Genomic DNA, 19807 nt, shown 5'->3' with positions numbered 1-19807 from the left:
ATGATTACTCAACAATTTGCAGTACAAGATATTCTTCAGCAACAACGCAAATTTTTCTCCACTGGTAAAACCAAAGATATCGCTTTTCGGTTAACTCAACTAAAAAATTTAAAACAAGCGATTTTGGACAACAAAGATGAAATTATATCTGCCCTAAAAGCTGACTTAAAAAAACCCACATTTGAAGCTTATGTCCTGGAAATTGGGGTGCTCAAAGAAATTGATTATGCCATCAAAAATCTGAAAAATTGGACTAAACCTAAGAAAGTAGCAACTCCTTTAGAGCAATTACCAGGTTCAGCATTTATTTATCCCGAACCCTTGGGAGTAGTATTAATTATTGCACCTTGGAATTATCCTTTTCAACTGACAATTTCGCCTTTAGTAGGTGCGATCGCAGCTGGAAATTGCGCCATAGTCAAACCATCAGAAATTTCCCCTAACACCTCTAGTATTATTGCTAAAATCTTCCAAAAAACCTTCGCTCCAGCTTATATTGCAGTTGTAGAAGGTGGCGTAGAAACCAGCAAAGAACTATTACAACAAAAATTCGACCATATCTTTTTCACAGGTGGTACAGCGATCGGCAAAATAGTCATGGAAGCAGCTGCCAAAAACCTTACCCCAGTCACCTTAGAACTAGGAGGCAAAAGCCCTTGCATTATTGATAGCGATATTAACATCGAATACACCGCCCGCAGAATTTCCTGGGGTAAATTCATTAATGCCGGACAAACTTGCATCGCCCCAGACTATCTTCTAGTCAATCAAACAATTAAAAAACCCTTGGTAGAAAGCATTAAAAATTGCCTACAAGAATTTTACGGAGACGATCCAGAAAAAAGTCCAGACTTCGGGAGAATTATCAATCAAAAACAATTTAACCGTTTAGTAGAACTACTAAAAAGCGGTGAAATTATTATCGGTGGAAAAACTAACCCAGAAACTTGCTACATCGCCCCGACATTGATTGACAAAGTATCTTTAGATGCGCCAATCATGCAAGAAGAAATCTTTGGCCCTATTCTCCCAATCCTAGAATATAACAATCTCGAAGAAGCAATTTCCATAGTTAACAACCAACCCAAACCTTTAGCCCTTTACTTCTTCTCAAAAAATCAAGAATATCAACAACAAATTTTAGAGAAAACTTCATCTGGTGGCGTTTGTATTAACGATACCATCATGCACATTGGCGTTTCTGAATTACCCTTTGGTGGAGTAGGTAATAGCGGTATAGGTAGCTATCACGGCAAAGCAAGCTTTGATACCTTCTCCCATCAAAAAAGTGTCTTGAAAAAATCCTTTTTATTAGACCTTAAAGTACGTTATGCACCTTATTTAGGAAAACTAGATTTAGTGAAAAAAATCATCGGTTAAACGATTTGTAGAGACGTTTCATGAAACGTCTCTACACTTTTAGAAACCTCTCTAACTAGGTAGAAGTAAATAAAGTGAAAATAAAGGCGGGCAGGATGCCCACCCCACAAGAAAGCTGTAACTTTTGTGGGGTGGGCATCCTGCCCGCCCCATTCTTAGATAACTATTGTCACTTTATTTATTTGCACCTACTTACAATTTTAGTTGCTCAAAATCCGCTGTAACGTTCTTCGGCCCAAGGTTCACCCCGACGGTGATAACCATTGCGTTCCCAAAAACCCAATTCTTCCTGATTCAAAAACTCTAAACCATTAATCCATTTAGCGCTTTTCCAAGCGTAAAGATGGGGAACAACTAATCGCAAAGGGCCACCATGTTCGGCAGGTAAAGGTTCACCAAATAAAGTATGAGCAAAAAAGTTTTCCTCGCGCCAGAAATCTTCCATACTAATGTTAGTGGTGTAACCCCCGTAGCAGTGTTCCATGATAAATTTAGCTTTGGGGTTTACCTCAATATGCTGCATAAAATCTGTAACTTTTACCCCAGTCCACTGCACATCCAACTTCGACCAACGAGTGACACAGTGGAAGTCAGCAGTGAAATTACTTTGAGGCATTGCCATAATATCAGACCAAGAAAATCTTGCCTCTTTTGCTAAACCCCAAACGCGAAATTCCCAATTTTCAATGCTAACTTCGGGTGTACTACCATAAGTCAGTACGGGAAAACCTTTGCTTTCGTACTGACCGGGAGGAATACGATCGCTCATTTCAGGCCCAGGTTTCTTGAAAAACTTCCCCATCATTAAAATCCGATAACAATTTAGACTTTTTTGTGCTAACACAACAGAAGCAATCCTTTCCTTGTTGTGTCAGCAGTTATAGTTACATTTTGTAACAGAATCGGTAGCGGGATAGAAAATTGAGCGATCGCTAAAATTACACAAACTTCCAACCCATCTCTAGGATTCTTCGTCTTCTTCGTCTTCTTCCTTAGAAGGATAGACAAACGTAGAACGTCCAGACAAAATCGACTTACCCAAACTCAAAGCTTTTTGAGCTTGTAAAGCTGCTTTCCGTCTCCAAGTCGCTCTACGTTGGTCACGTTTTGCCTTTGATGTTTTCTTCTTAGGAACCGCCATAGTCCTGGATTTGCTATTAGTAGACAACCCTCCTATTGTAGGGCATTACTACACTCATTGAACCCAGATTTAAGAACCTCCCGCTCCGCCAGTACTTCCAGTTCCACCACCAACACCAGTAGCGCCAGTTCCACCACCAACGCCATTAATTCCATTGGCACCACCAACGCCATTAATTCCATTGGCACCACCAACGCCATTAATTCCATTGGTAGCACCAACGCCATTAATTCCATTGGTAGCACCAACGCCATTAATTCCATTGGTAGCACCAACGCCATTAATTCCATTGGTAGCACCAACGCCATTAATTCCATTGGTAGCACCAACGCCATTAATTCCATTGGTAGCACCAACGCCATTAATTCCATTGGTAGCACCAACGCCATTAATTCCATTGGTAGCACCAACGCCATTAATTCCATTGGTAGCACCAACGCCATTAATTCCATTGGTAGCACCAACGCCAGTAGTTCCAGTGGCAGCGCCAACGCCAGTAGTATTATTCAGACCATTTACACCTGTGTTATTCAAAAATACTGTACCAGTGGCATTGTCATTTCCAGGTATAGCTTGTAGCCCTGCATTACCAGAGGCGTTTTGTCCGCCTGCATTACCAGAGGCGTTTTGTCCGCCTGCATTACCAGAGGCGTTTTGTCCGCCTGCATTAACAGATAAAACGTTACCGTTGGGAAGCACTTGTGTACCACCGTTATTAGTTACAATTACGCCGTTGGGAAGTACTTGTGTACCATTTCCTGTAACTACAATTCCGTTGGGAAGTACACGCACACCGTTAGGAAGTGTCTGTCCGGCAGTGGCAACGTTTGTAGGTTGAGGTTGATTAGCAACGTTATTGTTGGGAGATGGGGTATTTCTTAAGCCCAGAAGCGATCGCGAAGTAGGAAAATAAGTAGCTAAGCGTTGAAGATCCTGACCACTTGCCCAAGTTTGGCGATCGACATTTAAAGCAAGAATGGGGACAATTTGACCAGCATTTTGACCCAAAATTGTCACAGAAACTCTTTTAGCTGAAGGATTTTGATTAAAAGAACGGGTTAAAGCATTTCTCGCAGCCGCTTGCGCCCTACCAACTAACGTATCGTAACTTTCATTTGGCTGACGATTCAAAGTAACATCAACACGAGTACCATTGCTATTGATCCGAGTTGTAGTTTGTGCCCAGGCCGGGGTAGTTATTGCCAAAGTACTTCCTAACCCTGCTAAAGCAAACAACATGGGAAAAACAAAATGGTAACTTTTTAGCCAAGACCGATTAAACTTCCGCATAATTAACCTAGCTCCTGATTCCCGATCGGCACCCACTGCGCTCTATCTAAATTCAGGTTAGCTAGGTGCTTTCTAAGTTTTATCTGCTCCTTGAAATAGAACTTGCCTAGTCTAGAGAGAGATTTGGGGAGGTGGGGAGGTGGGGAGGTGGGGGGATGGGGGGATGGGGGGATGGGGAGATGGGGGAGTAGGGGAAGTAACGGAAGTACGCGAACTATTTTCTTCCCACACTTCCAACACTCCCTCCACTCCCCCCACCTCCCCACCTCCCCACATCCTGTTCCCTTCTGCTTTTAATTTTGTGGGAGATCGGTTGGCGGTCTGTTGTTGATGTCGTCTCTTAATTCCCTCGTTCGGCGAATTAAGCCTTCACCATAAGTTGCTCTGGAACGAGGACGATTTTGTTGAGTATTAGTTTGTTGAGTTGGGGAAGTTTGTCTACCAGTTTGATTTTGATTGTTGTTTGTGCGCGCTCGATTCGCGGGAGTATTAGTTTGTTGAGTTGGGGAAGTTTGTCTACCAGTTTGATTTTGATTGTTGTTTGTACGCGCTCGATTCGCTGGAGTATTAGTTTGTTGAGTTGAGGAAGTTTGTCTACCAGTTTGATTTTGATTGTTGTTTGTACGCGATCGATTCGCTGGAGTATTAGTTTGTTGAGTTGAGGAAGTTTGTCTACCTGTTTGATTTTGATTGTTGTTTGTGCGCGATCGATTCGCGGGAGTATTAGTTTGTTGAGTTGGGGAAGTTTGTCTACCAGTTTGATTTTGATTGTTGTTTGTACGCGCTCGATTCGCTGGAGTATTAGTTTGTTGAGTTGAGGAAGTTTGTCTACCTGTTTGATTTTGATTGTTGTTTGTAGGCGATCGATTCGCGGGAGTATTAGTTTGTTGAGTTGAGGAAGTTTGTCTACCTGTTTGATTTTGATTGTTGTTTGTAGGCGATCGATTCGCGGGAGTATTTGAATTAGGTTGTTGAGTCCCGCCTCCCGTCCTATTGTTAGTGTTGGTCGGTGAATTTCTGTTAGTTGTACCGGAAGTAGGTCTTTGTCTTGGATTACCAGTACCAGCGGGAGCGTTATTTCCGGGGTTTGCAGGTGTTTGTCCCGGTGCTGCGCCTCCAGCAGTAAGGTTCAAGGGAAAGCTGGCAGTTTTATTAGTATCATCTACATTGCCCGTAAGTTCTTGGGTTCTTCCTTGGACTAGTAATCTCAGCCGGAAAGGAATAGGCCCACTTCGGGTAGCACAACGTTGATAAAGATTAACTTTAACCACATAATTACCGGGGGGAGCCCCGGTGTTAGGCCAGAATATATTTTCTACAGGATTAGTAATGGTATTTTGGCAACCTGCGTTACTATCAACGTCTAGCGCTCCTCCTGATGCTACTTTCTTGTTTTGGTAGAAAACTGTCTGACCGCTGGGGTCGGTGACGGCTAAATCAAGGTCGTCTCTGGTAGACCATCTGAGGGTGGTTTGAATTACGCCTGTGCCTAATGTTGGCTCTGGTCTTTCGCCAGCTTGAGGTGTGGCAGCGACAGGAGTGGGATCGTCAATTCTTAATAGAGCTTTAGAATTTGGGTAATAGGTAGACCAGCGTTGGGCGTTAGGATAGTTCTTCCAGTTTTCCCGACTGACTTCTAAGGTCAAAATTGGTGCGGATAGACCAATATGTTCGCCTGTGACGACTATGGAGGCTTCTGTAACTAGGATGTCATTGTCGAAGCTGCGTTGTGCTGCGGCTCTGGCAACGGTTTCGGCTCTGCGGGTTAAGGTTTGAAAAGATTCATTTGGTTGTCGTTCCAGTGTAATATTGACGCGAGAGGTGTAGGCTTGGGCGGCTAGTGGTGCGATCGCACTTTCAGCAGCCGAAAAACTGCCAGCCAACCCCAAAAAAACCAATAAACTCCAAGTTCCTATTTGCATTATTTCACCTCAAGATAAATACTGTATAACATCTCGTTGAGCACTACCCAATAGCATCCTAGACATGGGAGACATCACGCTATGAGCAATCAATGGTTGATCACAATTGGCATTAATCAATACCAACACTTCCAACCTCTAAATTACGCCCAAGCTGACGCACAGGGTTTATGGAACCTTGTAGTTAGTCGGGGCAGTTTTCTGCCGGAGCGCAGTTTGCTCTCTTCAGATACTTCGCCGTTTATTGAAGGTCAGTCTACTTACCCTTCGGGCGAAAATCTGAAGCAATGGCTGGATCATTTATGTCAGCAAGCAATTAAACAAGATGACTTGGTTTGGTTCTTTTTTAGCGGCTATGGTGTGAAGTGGGAAGGACAGGATTACCTGATGCCCATTGATGGCAACCCAGCTGATGTCAGCGCTACAGGGATTGCCATTAGAGAGATCTATGAAAAACTAAAGGCTTCTAAAGCGGGAACAATTTTAGTGTTGCTGGATATGAATCACCAGCAGGAACATCAAGAGGGTCCAACAGTGGTGGGGAATCAAACTGTGGAACTGGCTAGGGAAATGGAAATTCCTACGGTGCTTTCCTCTCAACCTGGTCAATTTTCTTATGAAGTTGGGGAACTGCAACATGGTTTGTTTACTGCGGCATTGTTGGAGGGTTTGCGATCGGGTGCTGGTTTGACTCTGGCTAGTTTAAAACGCTACTTAAGCGAACGAGTCCCAGAATTAAGTCAAAACCACAGTCGTCCTTTGCAAGAACCTGCAGTCGTGGTTCATCCTCCCGGCAAGAGTCATCAGGTAATTTTACCTGAACAACCTGCCTTTGTTGGTTCTAGTAATGGCGAATGGAGTCCTGTCACTGCTCAGTTAGTCGGTAGTGGCGCTACTACTACTGCTGCGGTAGCAACTACTTCTGCTGGAGAAAATCCTTTTCAAGCTGCTTTACGTAATCAACAAGAAGCGACGGCAACTCCTGCTTTATCAACTAACAATGGGCAATCTAGACCAGCAGATGCGGCTGAGGATGATGACGATCGAGATAATGGCAGCTTAGTGCAGAAGTTTCTCCTGTGGGGCGGCGGTTTAGTCTTGTTGTTACTGCTATTGTTGACGACTTTTGGACGCAATGTACTTTTCCCGGCTGGCGAACAAGCAGAACGTTCTGGCGGTGATTCCACTGTTGGTACAGTGACTCCCACTAAAAACTTAAGTGCTTTGGATAGAGCAAAAGTTTCGTTACGCAATAATCAGTCTAATTCTTATGTAGCGGCGATTAAGCAAGCTAGTAAGATTCAGCCCGGTGATGCACAGTATCGGGAGGCACAAGCCAGTATGGAGCGCTGGAGTCGCAATATCCTGGATGTGGCTCAGGGAAGGGCTAATTCGGGAAATTACCGAGGTGCGATCGCCGCAGCTAGTGTGGTACCCCAAGATCCTCAACCAGTTTTTGCTGATGCAGAAAGGCTAATTCGTCAGTGGACTCCTTTGGCGAAAAAGCAACAAGCAAATCAAGCTGTACTATCTACTGCTAAGGGATTAATTCGCCCCAATTCTGCTTCTTCTTACCTTCAAGCCATTAAAATGGCCCAGAAAATTCCCCCTGGAGATCCGGGGCACTTCCAAGCACAAACTCTGATTGCCCAATGGAGTCAAGTTATCTTGAATTTGGCTAGACAAAGAGCTAATGAGGGGAATTTTGCTTTAGCAATTCAAGCTGCTAATTTAGTTCCGGCTAATACGCCTGCTTATAAACCAGCTAGACAAGCGATCGGGCAATGGCAAAAACAAGTTAAATAACTTCAGGATCTCTCGGAGATGGGGGGATGGGGGGATGGGGGGATGGGGAGATGGGGGGATGGGGAGATGGGGGGATGGGGAGATGGGGGGATGGGGAGATGGGGGGATGGGGAGATGGGGGGATGGGGGGACAAGGGGACAAGGGGAATTTAACTAACTCAAAACTCAAAACTCAAAACTCTCCCCACCTCCCCACCTCCCCACCTCCCCACCTCCCCACCTCCCTACCTCCTCACTCCCGAACCTACCTCCCTGTTCAGGAGTTCCCTTTCTTCACTTTTTCATCACTTGTTTAACCGGAATTTCAATGGAAAATTCTGCGCCTACTCCCGGTTGAGAGGAACATTTAAGTTTTCCGCCATGTTTCTGCACGATTATTTGGTAGCTAATAGCTAATCCTAATCCCGTGCCTTTACCTGGTTCTTTGGTAGTAAAGAAAGGGTCAAAGATTCGGGATTTAATATGGGGTGGTATTCCTAAAGCATTGTCGGCAATTTTAATTTTTACTAAATTGTTTTGGCGGATTTTTGTAGAAATCTCTATCTTTGGTTGGTCGGAATTCTCGCTGTTGATTGGCTCGGTTTGTTCTTGAGTGCGACTTTTAGCTTCTAAAGCATCAATGGCATTAGACAACAGGTTCATAAATACCTGATTCAACTGACCAGCGTAGCATTCTACCAAGGGTAAGTTATCATAATTTTTGATGATTTGAATGCCGGAATGTCCTGCTTTTGGTTTGAGGCGATGTTGCAAAATCATTAATGTGCTGTCGATGCCTTCGTGAATATCGACTGGTTTAATGTCGGATTCATCTAATCGAGAAAAGTTCCGTAATGATAATACTAATTGTCTGATGCGATCGGCTCCTACATTCATGGAATTTAGCAATTTTGGTAAGTCGTTAGCGAGAAATTCTACGTCAATTTCTTCGGTTTTTTCTTGAATTTCTGGATGGGGCTGGGGATAATGTTTGATATAAAGTTGCAATAATTCTAGGAGGTCATGGCAGTAGTCGCTGGCATAAGTGAGATTACCAAAAATGAAGTTAACTGGGTTGTTAATTTCATGGGCGACACCTGCAACTAGTTGTCCTAAACTAGACATTTTTTCGGTTTGAATTAGTTGCGCTTGGGTTTTTTGTAAGTCGAGCAATACTAGTTCTAATTGTTTGGCTTTCGCTTGTTCTAATTGGGCAGAATTGCGAGTTTGTTGGTAAAGTTGGGCTTGCTGAATGGCGATCGCTGCTTGATCGGCTAATTGTTGTAGTAAATCTATTTCTGTGGCTAGCCAAACTCTGGGAGAATAACATTGATGCACAACTAATAAACCCCAAAGTATCTCGCCCATTCTAATCGGAACTACTAAGTTAGCTTGCACATTAATGCTTTGCAAAAACTCTGAATAACAAGCGGGAATATTGGATGCAAAAATGTCATTAATTGACCCTACTCTTCCTTGTTTATAAAGTTGAGCTATTTCTTCGGTAAAACAACCTTGTGGCCCGGAGAAACCTAAAATAGAAAGCCAACTGCCGATGCTCGATTCGACAATTACTTTGCCATGCCATTGTTGGGTAAATTGATAAATTACTACTCGGTCTGTGTTTAATACTTGGCGCACTTCTTCGACTATAGTTTGTAATATGGTTTTGAAGTCTAAGGTGCTGCGAATTTGGTCGGTAATTTGCTTTAATAGGTTAGCAAATATGAGTGAATGTTGTAATTGCGCTGTACGTTCTTTTACTTGATGGTCTAAATCAGCATTAAGTATTTGCACTTTTTGATATAACTGATACTGCTGTACCGCCATTGAAAATTCCGAACCTAAAGCTGTGGCTAATTCCAATTCTTCGGGTTTCCAATCTATGGCTAGACCTTTTTTTAATTCTAACCAAGCGGCAAAAGATCGCCGGGGATAAAGTTGTCTTTTGTCGGAATCGAATCGACCCGCCCAAAGGGTTTCTTTTTCTATTTCATGACGAAAAATTGTTAGATATCCCAAAAATTGTTGCCGATATTCTAAGGAAATCACCAATAATCCTCGGATTTTGGTAGGTTGAAATATTTCTGCTAATTGGCTAATTTGTGGGTCTTGATAAACATCGGCGATCGCCCATACAGAATTAACTAATGAAGTGGCAGGTTTTGGTGAAAATCTTTTTTGCCAAATCGGGTCTTCTTCTAATAAATAATTACTGTTTCGATGGATGAGAGGATCGTCGCCATAAGTATAAATTTTTATGGGATAATATTCATCTACAGCCATGTAAAGTCTGCCACCATTACCTTGAAAAATAGCAACGGTTTCTGCTAATGCTTCTTGTAATTGAATGGTATTTAATCGATGCAATTTGATGGCAACTTTGTTAATTGCTGCTTGTCTCTCTGCTTGTTGACGAGCTTGGGTTAATAAGTTACTTTGAGCGATCGCAATTGATACTTGATCGGCGATTTGCTGCACTGTATCCAATTGTATTTGGGAAATAGTTTTTGGGTCAGCATGATGTGATACAAGCAATCCCCAAAGTTTAAGTTTAGATTGTTGAGAATTCAGATCGTATTGTAATATCGGTACAACTACGGAAGATTTTACTCCCATTGCTGTTAGATATTCAATATGGCAGGGGTCTACTGGTCGATAGCGAATATCCTCGATTTCCAGAGGTTCTCCTGTTTGGGAACAATCTAAAGGACTTAAACCTATTTCGCCTGTGGTTACGTTTACCATTGAACGTTGTCGCGCACTGACAAACATTTCCCTTGCACTTACGGGAATGTCGTCTGCGGGAAAGTTCAATCCTAATAAGGAAGGAAGACGATTTTGGGCGAGTGATTCTGCAATTACCTCGCCACTGCTATCAGCGTGAAACTGATAGATCATGACGCGATCGTTATCTAAAAAAGCCCGAATTTCTGCTACCGTAGCGGTTAAAATTTCCTGTAAATCTAGAGATTGACGGATGCGATTAATCATTCGATGTAAAAGAACAGTTTGATCGATACTTGGCTGTGATGATTGAGAGTTACTAGTAAAGGGCATTTTTACAAAAAAGTTATAAATATTACCTGTCTATACTAATTGTTAAATAAAATTTACGCTAAAAGCTACAGACTTCATAAAAATAGGTATTTATTCGCAGACTTTAATTTTTGTCATCCAAATTAATTAAGTTACTCATTCTAGAGGTAGAAAGAAAAAGAGGGATTTCTTCTTCTTTCTTTTGGAGCAGTTTTTCTGGATTTTAGTTGCTTCTTTTTAGTTCCCTGATCTCCTGACGCACACTCATGAGAATTTGACCTAAATTATTTTGACCAGTATTATCTAAACCACAACCCCAATAATAGTCTGTGAGGGATTTTTCCACAATCATTTGTTCGCCAGTAGCCAAGAGGATTCCTTGGATGTCTGAGTGAGTGAGGAATTTGGTGAGTACAGCTTGACGCATTATAGAACATTTGACTTGTTCCCAGTCGGGGCGGACTTTGCGCGTGCGATCGCGTCCCAAAGATGCAGCTTTTTCCGGGGTGGTAGCAGCTTTAATTAAGGGGATGAAAACGCTATCTTTTGTACCTAAAAATTTATTTGCTTGGTAGTAATGTTCTACTGTTTGCCAATATTCTCCTTCAATGAAAATCCCATGAGGTGAAAAATTGGAAAAACAGCCGTAAGGTTCATAAACTTTGTAAAAATATATTACCATTCCCAACTGCTCTCGATAATTTTAGCTGAAACTATTGATTAATTCATCGATAATATAAACCATCTTATAGTAAAGTAAAAGTGAGTAGTTTAACAATATGGTTAGATTCAGGGAAGCAAAAGTTGCTAGGGAAAGGTAATAATTTGCTGACTTTGGGTGTAAGTGAACCTGCGAGCAAGGCAAATTTTACCACTAGGCAAAAAAGTAGTTTCGGCAAAGTAGGAATTAATTAATTATATCATCAATTAAAATTGGGCAAATTTATTATGACTAAATATAGATTAATTCTCCTAGCTGAAGCCATACAGTAAGAAAGTATAGGCTACTAGGAGAATTGCAAATGACCGAACAAAATCAACCCAACCTAGAAGAAAAACTAATCTCAGCAGCCATAGAAATGGGGTTATCTAATCAGCTAGATTCGGCAGAAAATCTTGATGTAGATGTGCGTACTAATCTGGTGGATATAGTCCAAGGAAAAGCACATTCTGTTTCCGTTTCTGGTCAAGATTTAGTGGTGCAAAAGGATATCCATTTGCAAGAGATGGAAATCCACACAAATCGGATTGCTATTAATCCTTTAAGTATGCTTTTTGGGGAAGTGGAACTTTCGCACCCAACAGATGCCTCTGCCCGAATTGTACTTTCAGAAGTAGATATTAATCGGGCTTTTAATTCGGATTATGTCCGTAGAAAGATGCAAGCTTTTCAGCTAGATGTGGATGGGCAAATTGTCAGTTTAGAAATGCAACAAATGAGGATTGAACTGCGGGATGTTAATACGATCGTCTTCAACGGTAGCACCATATTACATGAGGTCGGGAATCAGCGATCGCTAAATTTCCAAGCGGTAATTCACCCAGGTACTATTTTTGAACCTTTATTTATGGAGTCTTTTCAATGCAATCCGGCACCGGGCATTTCTCTACAATTTGCTGTAGCTTTAATGCAGAAGTTTAAAGATCTGGTATTCTCCCCATATTTTCTCATGGATGGAACAGCTGTTCGGGTGCAAAAGATGGAATTGGAAAAAGGCAGATTAACTATTTATACCACAGCTAAAATCACCGAGATTCCCTCATAAGGCATAGATAAATTGCCTGATTTTTAGTGCCGAATGAGTCCAAATAAATGTCTGTCGTGGTGCAGATACAAATTTTAACGAGGAGAACCTAAATTATAGGTTAGTAATGCCACATTTAATGATTCAAGATGTCAGTAGAACAACCAGGGTTAGGGGAACAAGCACTGAGTAAAGCCGCAGAAATCGGTTTATCAACTCAGTTGGATCAAGTTGAGGAATTGAACGTAGATATCCGCACTGAGCCAATTCAGCTAATGCAAGGACAGTTAGAATCTGTTGCGATCGAAGGCAAAGGTTTGGTAATGAAAGAAGACTTGCGAACCGAGAAATTGGAAATGCAAGTTGGCAATATTGCAATTAATCCTTTGAGTGCAGCTTTTGGCAAAATCGAACTTTCTCATCCCACACAAGCAGAAACGCGAGTTGTTTTAACAGAACAAGATATCGATCGCGCATTTAATTCCGATTTTCTGCGGGAAAAGTTACAAAACCTGAAGGTGAATTTGGCAGATCAACCTGTGACTGTAGATACTCAACAAGTAGAATTTAGTCTACCAGGTAATGATAAATTTAGCGTGGGTGCTACTTTTTATTTACGGGAAACAGGAGAAACAAAGCAAACTGCTTTTACTGCTGTTCCACAAATAGCATCTGGGGGAAATCGCATTTCTTTAGAGCAGGTGGAATATATCGAAGGTGAAGAAATTTCGCCTGAACTAACAGAAGCTTTGTTAGCTAAGTCTAGCGAATTATTAGACTTCACTAACTTTGAACTTAAAGGAATGTCTTTACGCTTGAAAAATTTAGATGTTCAACCAGGAAACCTTGTTGTAGAAGCTGAAGCTTATATTAGAAGTTTTCCTTCGTCTTAAACAAAGGAAAAACTCGGTTCGTTGTCAGGACTTTAGTCCTTTAATTCAAGAATATACGACTAAAGTCGTTACAACGAACTTAATGGATTTATTAAATTTTTTTATCTAAAACTATTAATTACTATGAGACAACAAACAAGAAATCTAGAACAGAAAGCAAGACTTGCTGCTGCCGATCCTTGGGTAGAAAAACTAGCAAGATTCGGCTTAGTTGCCAAGGGAATTGTTTTTTCGATCGTTGGTATTTTAGCAGCACAAGCGGCTTTTGGTTTGGGTGGTAAAACTACTGACACTGCCGGGGCTTTGCAAACAATTCTCACTCAACCTTTAGGCAAGTTTTTATTAGTTTTAGTGGCAATTGGTTTGTTTGGATATATGCTTTGGCGATTCATTGAAGCATTTTTAAACCCAGAGCGAGATAATATATTTGGGCGTTTAGGTAGTTTTATTGCTGGTGTAATTTATGCAGGATTAGCTTTTACTGCTGTCAAATTAATCTTAGGAAACAGAAGCAGTTCTGGGGAGCAGGCTACTCATGATTGGACGGCACGTTTCTTAGCTCAACCTTTCGGTCAATGGTTAGTAGGAATTGCAGGGGCGCTAATAATTGGAATGGGATTTTATGAAATTTATAAGGCTTACAAAGCTAAATTTCGAGAAGATTTAAACTGGCAACAAATGGATCGTAACGAGAGAACTTGGGCAACTAATCTTGGCAGATTAGGTTATGCTGCTAGGGGTGTGGTTTTCATGGCGATCGGCTTTTTCTTAATTCAAGCGGCGCGGTTGTCTAATCCAAATCAAGCTAGAGGTTTTGGTGGTGCATTGGCGGCGTTAGCAGCACAACCATTAGGCCCTTGGATTTTGGGAATTGTGGCGATCGGTCTAATTGCTTACGGTATTTATACATTGGTGGAAGCTAAATATCGCCGGATTAGAACTGCTTAAATATTAAAAAGGTACGTTGTTGCGCTTTAGCGCTATATGTTAGCGCTAAAGCGCAACAACGTACCTTAACTTTTTTGTTTGGTTGCGCGATCGCAATACTAAAAAATTCTGTAATTTGACAGATTTTTTACATTTATTTATTTTCTTATAATTGAGAAAATAGACTACTGCCCGGAGTTGGATAGATGGAAAGTTATGATGTGGTAATTATTGGTGCAGGACACAATGGGTTGGTGTGTGCTGCTTATCTGTTAAAAGCGGGATATAGCGTTTTATTGCTAGAAAAGCGATCGGTTCCTGGAGGTGCAGCAACTACAGAAGAAGTCATCCCAGACAAAGCGCCTGGTTTCAAATTTAACCTCTGTGCGATCGACCATGAATTTATTCATTTAGGGCCAGTAGTCGAAGAATTAGAACTGGAAAAATACGGCTTAGAATATCTATTTTGCGACCCAGTTGTATTTTGTCCCCATCCAGATGGAAAATACTTTTTAGCGCACCGTTCTTTAGAAAAAACTTGTGCGGAAATTGCCCGTTACAATGAACGAGATGCCAAAAAATATGCCGAATTTACTAACTTTTGGCAACGGGCAATTGGTGCTATGATTCCCATGTTTAATGCCCCGCCAAAATCAGTAGTGGATATTATTGGCAACTACGATTTGAAAAAGATCAAAGATTTAATTTCAGTCATCGGTTCTACTAACAAAACCCTTGACTTTTTACGCACCATGCTTACCAGCGCTGAAGATATTTTGAACGAATGGTTCGATGAGGAATTTATTAAAGCACCTTTAGCAAGATTATCATCAGAATTAGGTGCGCCTCCTTCGCAAAAAAATCTCGGTATCGGGGCAATTATGATGGCAATGCGTCATAATCCAGGTATGGCTAGACCTAAAGGTGGAACTGGTGCTTTAGTTAAAGCTTTGGTGAATTTAGTTACTAGTTTGGGTGGCAAAATTCTCACAGATCAAAAAGTAGAAAGAATCTTGATTGATAATGGTCAAGCTGTTGGCGTGCGGGTAGCTGGTGGCACAGAATATCGCGCCAATCGGGGGGTAATTTCTAACATTGATGCAAGGCGAGTATTCTTGCAATTAATGGATGAAAGTGATGTGGATGCTGCCGATCCAGAATTGCGAGAACGCTTGGAACGTCGCATTGTCAATAACAATGAAACTATCCTAAAAATTGACTTGGCAATGGATGAACCTTTGCGCTTTGTGCATCACAATCACAAAGATGAATATTTGATTGGTTCGGTGTTAATTGCTGATACAGTAAGACAGGTAGAAATTGCTCACAGCGATCCTTCAGTAGGTAAAATTCCTCTAGAAAATCCATCGATGTATGTGGTACAACCAACAATGTTAGATCCTTCGATGGCACCTGATGGCAAACATACTGTTTGGATTGAATTCTTTGCGCCTTATAATGTTTTTGGGGCGGAAGGAACTGGTTTGAATGGTACAGGTTGGACGGATGAATTGAAAAATAAAGTTGCCGATCGCGTCATCGATAAACTAGCAGAATATGCCCCCAATGTAAAGACTGCAACTTTCGCCCGTCGCGTCGAAAGTCCCGCAGAATTAGGCGAACGTTTAGGAGCATATAAAGGTAATTACTACCACATCGATATGACTCTAGATCAAATGGTGTTTCTCCGTCCTTTACCAGAATTAGCTAACTACAAAACCCCAATTGAAGGACTATTTCTCAGTGGTGCGGGGACTCATCCCGGTGGTTCAATTTCGGGAATGCCAGGAAGAAATTGCGCTCGCGTTTTCCTGCATTCTCAACAACCACTTGCCCAAACTTTAAGTGATGCGGCAAATTCGATTAAATCAACGGCAAAATCGATTTTCAAGACGTTCTAAGTTTTGAGGAGTTCCGAATAACATCTTAATTTGGAACTCCTACTAATCTCTCAATTGCAGTTAATAGAAGAGCATTTTTAACATGACTGACAAAATCTTAATTATTGGAGGAAGCGGCAGAATAGGTAGCAGTGTGGCGGCGGATTTAGTCAACCACACAGAGGCAGATGTTACTATTACAGGCAGACATCCAGAAACAGGAATTAAGATAGCAGAAAAATTGGGTAAACAAGTCAATTTTTTGGCTTTGGATTTAGCAGAGAAAGAGAAATTAAGAGAGGCAATTACTGCTAGCAGAATTGTAATTCATTGCGCTGGGCCATTTCATTACCGCGATGCTAATGTTTTAAAAACTTGTATTGAAGAAGGTGCAGATTATTTAGATGTCAGCGATCATCGATCGTTCACAAGTAAAGCATTAGAATATCATTCTGCTGCCCAAGCAGAGGGAATTACCGCTATTGTAAATACAGGAATTTTCCCCGGTATTTCTAATAGCATGGTGCGCCAAGGTGTAGAACAACTGGACAAAGCAGAAAAGATCCATTTAAGTTATGTAGTTGGTGGATCTGGTGGTGCAGGAATTACAGTGTTGCGAACAACTTTTTTAGGTTTACAACGTCCATTTGTGGCGTGGATAAATGGGAAATGGCAAGAGTTAAAACCTTATAGCGATCGCGAAATAGTCCAATTCCCTGCACCTTACGGACGCGCAGGCGTTTACTGGTACGATATGCCAGAAACCTTTACCCTTCCTGATACTTTTCCTGTCCAAACTGTTATTACAAAATTCGGTTCTGTACCCGATTTTTACAATTATCTTACGTGGTGGGTAGCGAAAACTTGGCCTACGAGTTGGATTCAAAATCGCTATGTAATTGAATTTTTGGCTAATGTAAGTTTTAAAATGACTAATGTTAGCGATCGCTTTAGCGGTATTGGTGTAGCAATTCGTTCCGAAGTAACCGGAGAAAAAGACGGTAAAACTGTAAATTATTGTTCTACTTTAGTCCATGAAAATACCGCAGTAGCCGCAGCTTACGGCACAGGCAGTATAGCAGAATTAATTTTAGATGGTAAACTAAAAAAACCCGGAGTTTGGCCCGTAGAACAAGCACTTCCTACCGATTTGTTTGAGCAAACAATGATAAGTCGAAAAGTAAAAATTCAGGAAGAGTGTTTATCAATTTAGGAGGTCTTTGACGATCTTTTTGCTTATAAACGAAAATGCTGCCAAGTTTGGCAGCATCCCAAGGTAAGAAAAAACGCAAGACTATGACTGAGTTAATAATAGATTAGGTTGATAAATGGTCAGCAAAAAAGTCCTCCTTTGAGTACGGGGATTTAAAGTTAGATTTTAGGTAAAAAACCATCCTTTCTATACATCTGTTTCCCCCGGATGTCGGAAATCTTCCCCAACAATAAACCTCGTTGTATTATCGGCAGGATATGTCTTAACGTAAATAAGACAACCATCTTTTGAAGCCGGGTTATAAGGGCAATTTGGTGCATACCGTAGCCAACTGTAAGTTGGATAATCCCCGAAGTCATCACTCCAAGTTCCTTGGATAACAAAGATTTCTTTAAGCTCAGTCTCAACGACATTAGATAACTTAGTACCAGGTTGCCACCGTTCAATCCAGACTTTTTCTGGGTATCCCTCTTGCTCATAGATGGGTTGAACCTGAATTTCTGCCACAGTTCCAGTTTGCCAAGGCAACTCGAAAATATTCGTTCTTACTTGTTGACGAGTCTTGCCACCGTGTTGGCGTAATTTAACAAAAGTTAGACATCCTTCATCACTAAAGGGGCGGTGGATAAAGCCTTCAGGATTCAGCATATAAGTTCCTGGTGGATGCACACCTGTTTCGTCTTGGAAGTTTCCTTCAAGTACCAAAATTTCCTCTCCACCTGGATGACCATGCAACGGGAAAAACCCACCAGGCTCGAATCGAGTCAGCATTGTTACTGGATGTTCTTGAACTTCTCCATCAGACTCAAAACAACCAAACAAAATCCCGGTAAAGTTTGTCTGATGCCAAATTAAGGAAGTTGGTAATACAGATGCGTGGATGTGTAAATCTGCGTGAATTTTTTGGGGTTGCCACAGAACAGAAGAAGATCCCATGTTTCAATTTGAATTAATGTTGGCGATAAAGGTCGTTATTTTTGCCAATTTTATCACGAAGAGGCTATTAGCTGAAATTGGAAATAAAGATAACTAATGACCAATTAAACAAGCTATTTTTAGCAAAAACTTGTAAATTAGTCAATAACCTTAATTTGGTAGAAAATTTCCCTTCTTAAACCATACCGCAGTATAGTCAATTCGATGAAGGTTAAATTGTTCTCCTCTCAAACGTTCAAAATCATGTAAAGCTTTCTTGCAACCGTCCCAATGACCGTAGTCATCCACCTGAATCAGACCATTAGGAACAACGCTGTCATAAAGTGTATTAAAGATGTCCATTGTTGATTCATACCAGTCTCCATCAGCGTGTAGTAAGGCAATATTACCGATCTCTGATTTATATTGAGGCAATGTTTCAGCAAACAAACCTTTAACAGGTACAACAATATCTTCGACGTTTAACAATTTGCAAATCGACTTTATATTTTCTGCGATTGGAGCTTTTAAAGTGCCAACTCCAAATCCTGTGAGATTTGCGGGTATTCCATTGTATATATCAACTTCAGTTGGATCTGGCATTCCTTCAAAAGTATCACAGGCATAAAGTAAGCGTGGGCGAAGGCTGTAGCGCTTAATTACGAATGCTAAAAGTGCTGCTGCTCCCCCTTTACAACTTCCACATTCAACAAAGTTTCCGGGAATATCTTCTATACAAACTTTCTTGGCTAGAGAGTAGAGTGAAAATAAACGTGCTTCACCTAATAAAGTATAGGGTCGGATAGCCGTAACAATTTCCAAGAATTCGTTGACTAAATCAGCTGATAAATTACTTACTGAATAGTTTTGCAAATGCTCTGGTAAATCCCAATTCACTTTGGGGTCGGGTTGATGTTGAACTGGCTCAATATTACCCCGCCAAGCAACTCCCATTATTTGCATAGTTTGATAGATCATTGTATTCCACCCTTTTTGTTTTAAGTAATCTAAACCTTCAGCAACTTCGGGAGAATTCAAATCATGAAATAAAATTAAAGCATCTGTCTCTGCCAATTGTTCGCAGATTATCGCATCATTGAGTGGACTTGGAGCATCATGAGAGCCATCAATAAAAAAGAACGACCACTTGCGTTGTAATTGTTGTGCTAATTCCTCTACTTTTTGTGGGCTATAACCGATGACTAGATTAACTAAGTCTATAACACCTGCACATTGCAGAGAATTAGTTACACTTTCATAGAAATCTTCTTTGGCTAATAGAGGGTCAATCACATCTAATTCCACTCCTGCTAAAGCTATATGACAGGCAGACCAACCATACCAACAGCCAATTTCTAAAGCTCTTTTACCTCTAAATTTTAGGGCAGTGTTATAAGCAATATGGGCTTCATCTCGACTGAGAAATCCTACATAGATGTTTCTTTTATCCACATACCAATTGTGAGGAATTTCCTGTCTTAGATAAGGCCAATTGGAAACACTGGGATCTTCCACAATCATATTAGGGAAACATTTGTCTGGCTTGATAATTTCAAAACCAGGGGAAACATAATCTCTATCTGCTAACAATTCTCTGTCAATAACTTCTACTGTTTCTTTTTTCATCTTCTCTTCCTTATAGGGACAACATTACTTCAACGGGTCATGTAAAGGCGA

Annotated in this window: 15 protein-coding genes; 7 read left to right on the top strand and 8 right to left on the bottom strand. The window is 41.1% G+C overall.

What is annotated here, in order from left to right; all coding sequences use genetic code 11:
• Window positions 1-1380 carry an aldehyde dehydrogenase gene (locus ACE1CI_RS24270; protein WP_413261192.1) on the top strand — a complete coding sequence of 460 codons (1380 nt, stop codon included), beginning with the start codon at window positions 1-3 and terminating at the stop codon, window positions 1378-1380.
• 208 nt (window positions 1381-1588) lie between these two features.
• On the opposite strand, the gene ACE1CI_RS24265 is transcribed toward ACE1CI_RS24270, so the two are convergent.
• The 4 genes from ACE1CI_RS24265 to ACE1CI_RS24250 form a co-directional block, all read right to left on the bottom strand.
• Window positions 1589-2185 carry a sulfite oxidase-like oxidoreductase gene (locus ACE1CI_RS24265; RefSeq protein WP_413263457.1) on the bottom strand — a complete coding sequence of 199 codons (597 nt, stop codon included), beginning with the start codon at window positions 2183-2185 and terminating at the stop codon, window positions 1589-1591.
• 156 nt (window positions 2186-2341) lie between these two features.
• A complete protein-coding gene (gene rpmF, locus ACE1CI_RS24260) occupies window positions 2342-2521 on the bottom strand; it encodes a 50S ribosomal protein L32 (RefSeq protein WP_413263455.1) in 180 nt (59 codons plus the stop codon).
• A 69-nt stretch (window positions 2522-2590) separates the two neighbouring features.
• Window positions 2591-3811, bottom strand: a complete 1221-nt coding sequence (locus ACE1CI_RS24255; protein ID WP_496615769.1) for a beta strand repeat-containing protein — start codon at window positions 3809-3811, stop codon at window positions 2591-2593.
• A gap of 293 nt (window positions 3812-4104) precedes the next feature.
• Entirely contained in the window at window positions 4105-5733 is a 1629-nt protein-coding gene (locus ACE1CI_RS24250) for a DUF2135 domain-containing protein (RefSeq protein ID WP_496615768.1), read from the bottom strand.
• 81 nt (window positions 5734-5814) lie between these two features.
• Here ACE1CI_RS24250 and ACE1CI_RS24245 point away from each other — a divergent pair, with 81 nt between their 5' ends.
• Complete coding sequence (locus ACE1CI_RS24245; RefSeq protein ID WP_413263195.1) at window positions 5815-7539, top strand: caspase family protein; 1725 nt, start codon at window positions 5815-5817, stop codon at window positions 7537-7539.
• A 273-nt stretch (window positions 7540-7812) separates the two neighbouring features.
• On the opposite strand, the gene ACE1CI_RS24240 is transcribed toward ACE1CI_RS24245, so the two are convergent.
• Both ACE1CI_RS24240 and ybiA read right to left on the bottom strand, forming a co-directional pair.
• A complete protein-coding gene (locus ACE1CI_RS24240; RefSeq protein ID WP_413264128.1) occupies window positions 7813-10578 on the bottom strand; it encodes a GAF domain-containing sensor histidine kinase in 2766 nt (921 codons plus the stop codon).
• A gap of 202 nt (window positions 10579-10780) precedes the next feature.
• The gene (gene ybiA / locus ACE1CI_RS24235; RefSeq protein WP_413264127.1) at window positions 10781-11239 is read right to left on the bottom strand and encodes a riboflavin biosynthesis intermediates N-glycosidase; all 459 of its coding nucleotides are present in this window, start codon (window positions 11237-11239) and stop codon (window positions 10781-10783) included.
• 340 nt (window positions 11240-11579) lie between these two features.
• Here ybiA and ACE1CI_RS24230 point away from each other — a divergent pair, with 340 nt between their 5' ends.
• The 5 genes from ACE1CI_RS24230 to ACE1CI_RS24210 all read left to right on the top strand — a co-directional run bounded on the left by ACE1CI_RS24230 (window position 11580) and on the right by ACE1CI_RS24210 (window position 17215).
• The gene (locus ACE1CI_RS24230; protein WP_413264126.1) at window positions 11580-12323 is read left to right on the top strand and encodes an LmeA family phospholipid-binding protein; all 744 of its coding nucleotides are present in this window, start codon (window positions 11580-11582) and stop codon (window positions 12321-12323) included.
• Between the two features lie 128 nt (window positions 12324-12451).
• Window positions 12452-13195, top strand: a complete 744-nt coding sequence (locus ACE1CI_RS24225; protein ID WP_413264125.1) for an LmeA family phospholipid-binding protein — start codon at window positions 12452-12454, stop codon at window positions 13193-13195.
• 123 nt (window positions 13196-13318) lie between these two features.
• On the top strand, window positions 13319-14143 hold the full coding sequence (locus tag ACE1CI_RS24220) for a DUF1206 domain-containing protein (protein WP_413264124.1): 825 nt from the start codon (window positions 13319-13321) through the stop codon (window positions 14141-14143).
• Window positions 14144-14328: 185 nt separating this feature from the next.
• Window positions 14329-16023 (top strand): beta-carotene ketolase CrtO, encoded by a 1695-nt coding sequence (gene crtO / locus ACE1CI_RS24215; RefSeq protein ID WP_413267332.1) that lies wholly within the window; start codon window positions 14329-14331, stop codon window positions 16021-16023.
• Between the two features lie 82 nt (window positions 16024-16105).
• Window positions 16106-17215, top strand: a complete 1110-nt coding sequence (locus tag ACE1CI_RS24210) for a saccharopine dehydrogenase family protein (protein WP_413267331.1) — start codon at window positions 16106-16108, stop codon at window positions 17213-17215.
• A gap of 186 nt (window positions 17216-17401) precedes the next feature.
• On the opposite strand, the gene ACE1CI_RS24205 is transcribed toward ACE1CI_RS24210, so the two are convergent.
• Together ACE1CI_RS24205 and ACE1CI_RS24200 are read right to left on the bottom strand one after the other, a co-directional pair.
• Window positions 17402-18151 (bottom strand): cupin domain-containing protein, encoded by a 750-nt coding sequence (locus ACE1CI_RS24205; RefSeq protein ID WP_413267330.1) that lies wholly within the window; start codon window positions 18149-18151, stop codon window positions 17402-17404.
• 150 nt (window positions 18152-18301) lie between these two features.
• Entirely contained in the window at window positions 18302-19756 is a 1455-nt protein-coding gene (locus tag ACE1CI_RS24200) for a class I SAM-dependent methyltransferase (protein ID WP_413267329.1), read from the bottom strand.
• Window positions 19757-19807: the final 51 nt, after the last annotated feature.

The organism is Floridaenema flaviceps BLCC-F50 (assembly GCF_041929275.2).
In the GTDB taxonomy this organism is placed as follows: domain Bacteria; phylum Cyanobacteriota; class Cyanobacteriia; order Cyanobacteriales; family Aerosakkonemataceae; genus Floridanema; species Floridanema flaviceps.
This window is presented reverse-complemented; position numbering and strand designations above follow the sequence as displayed.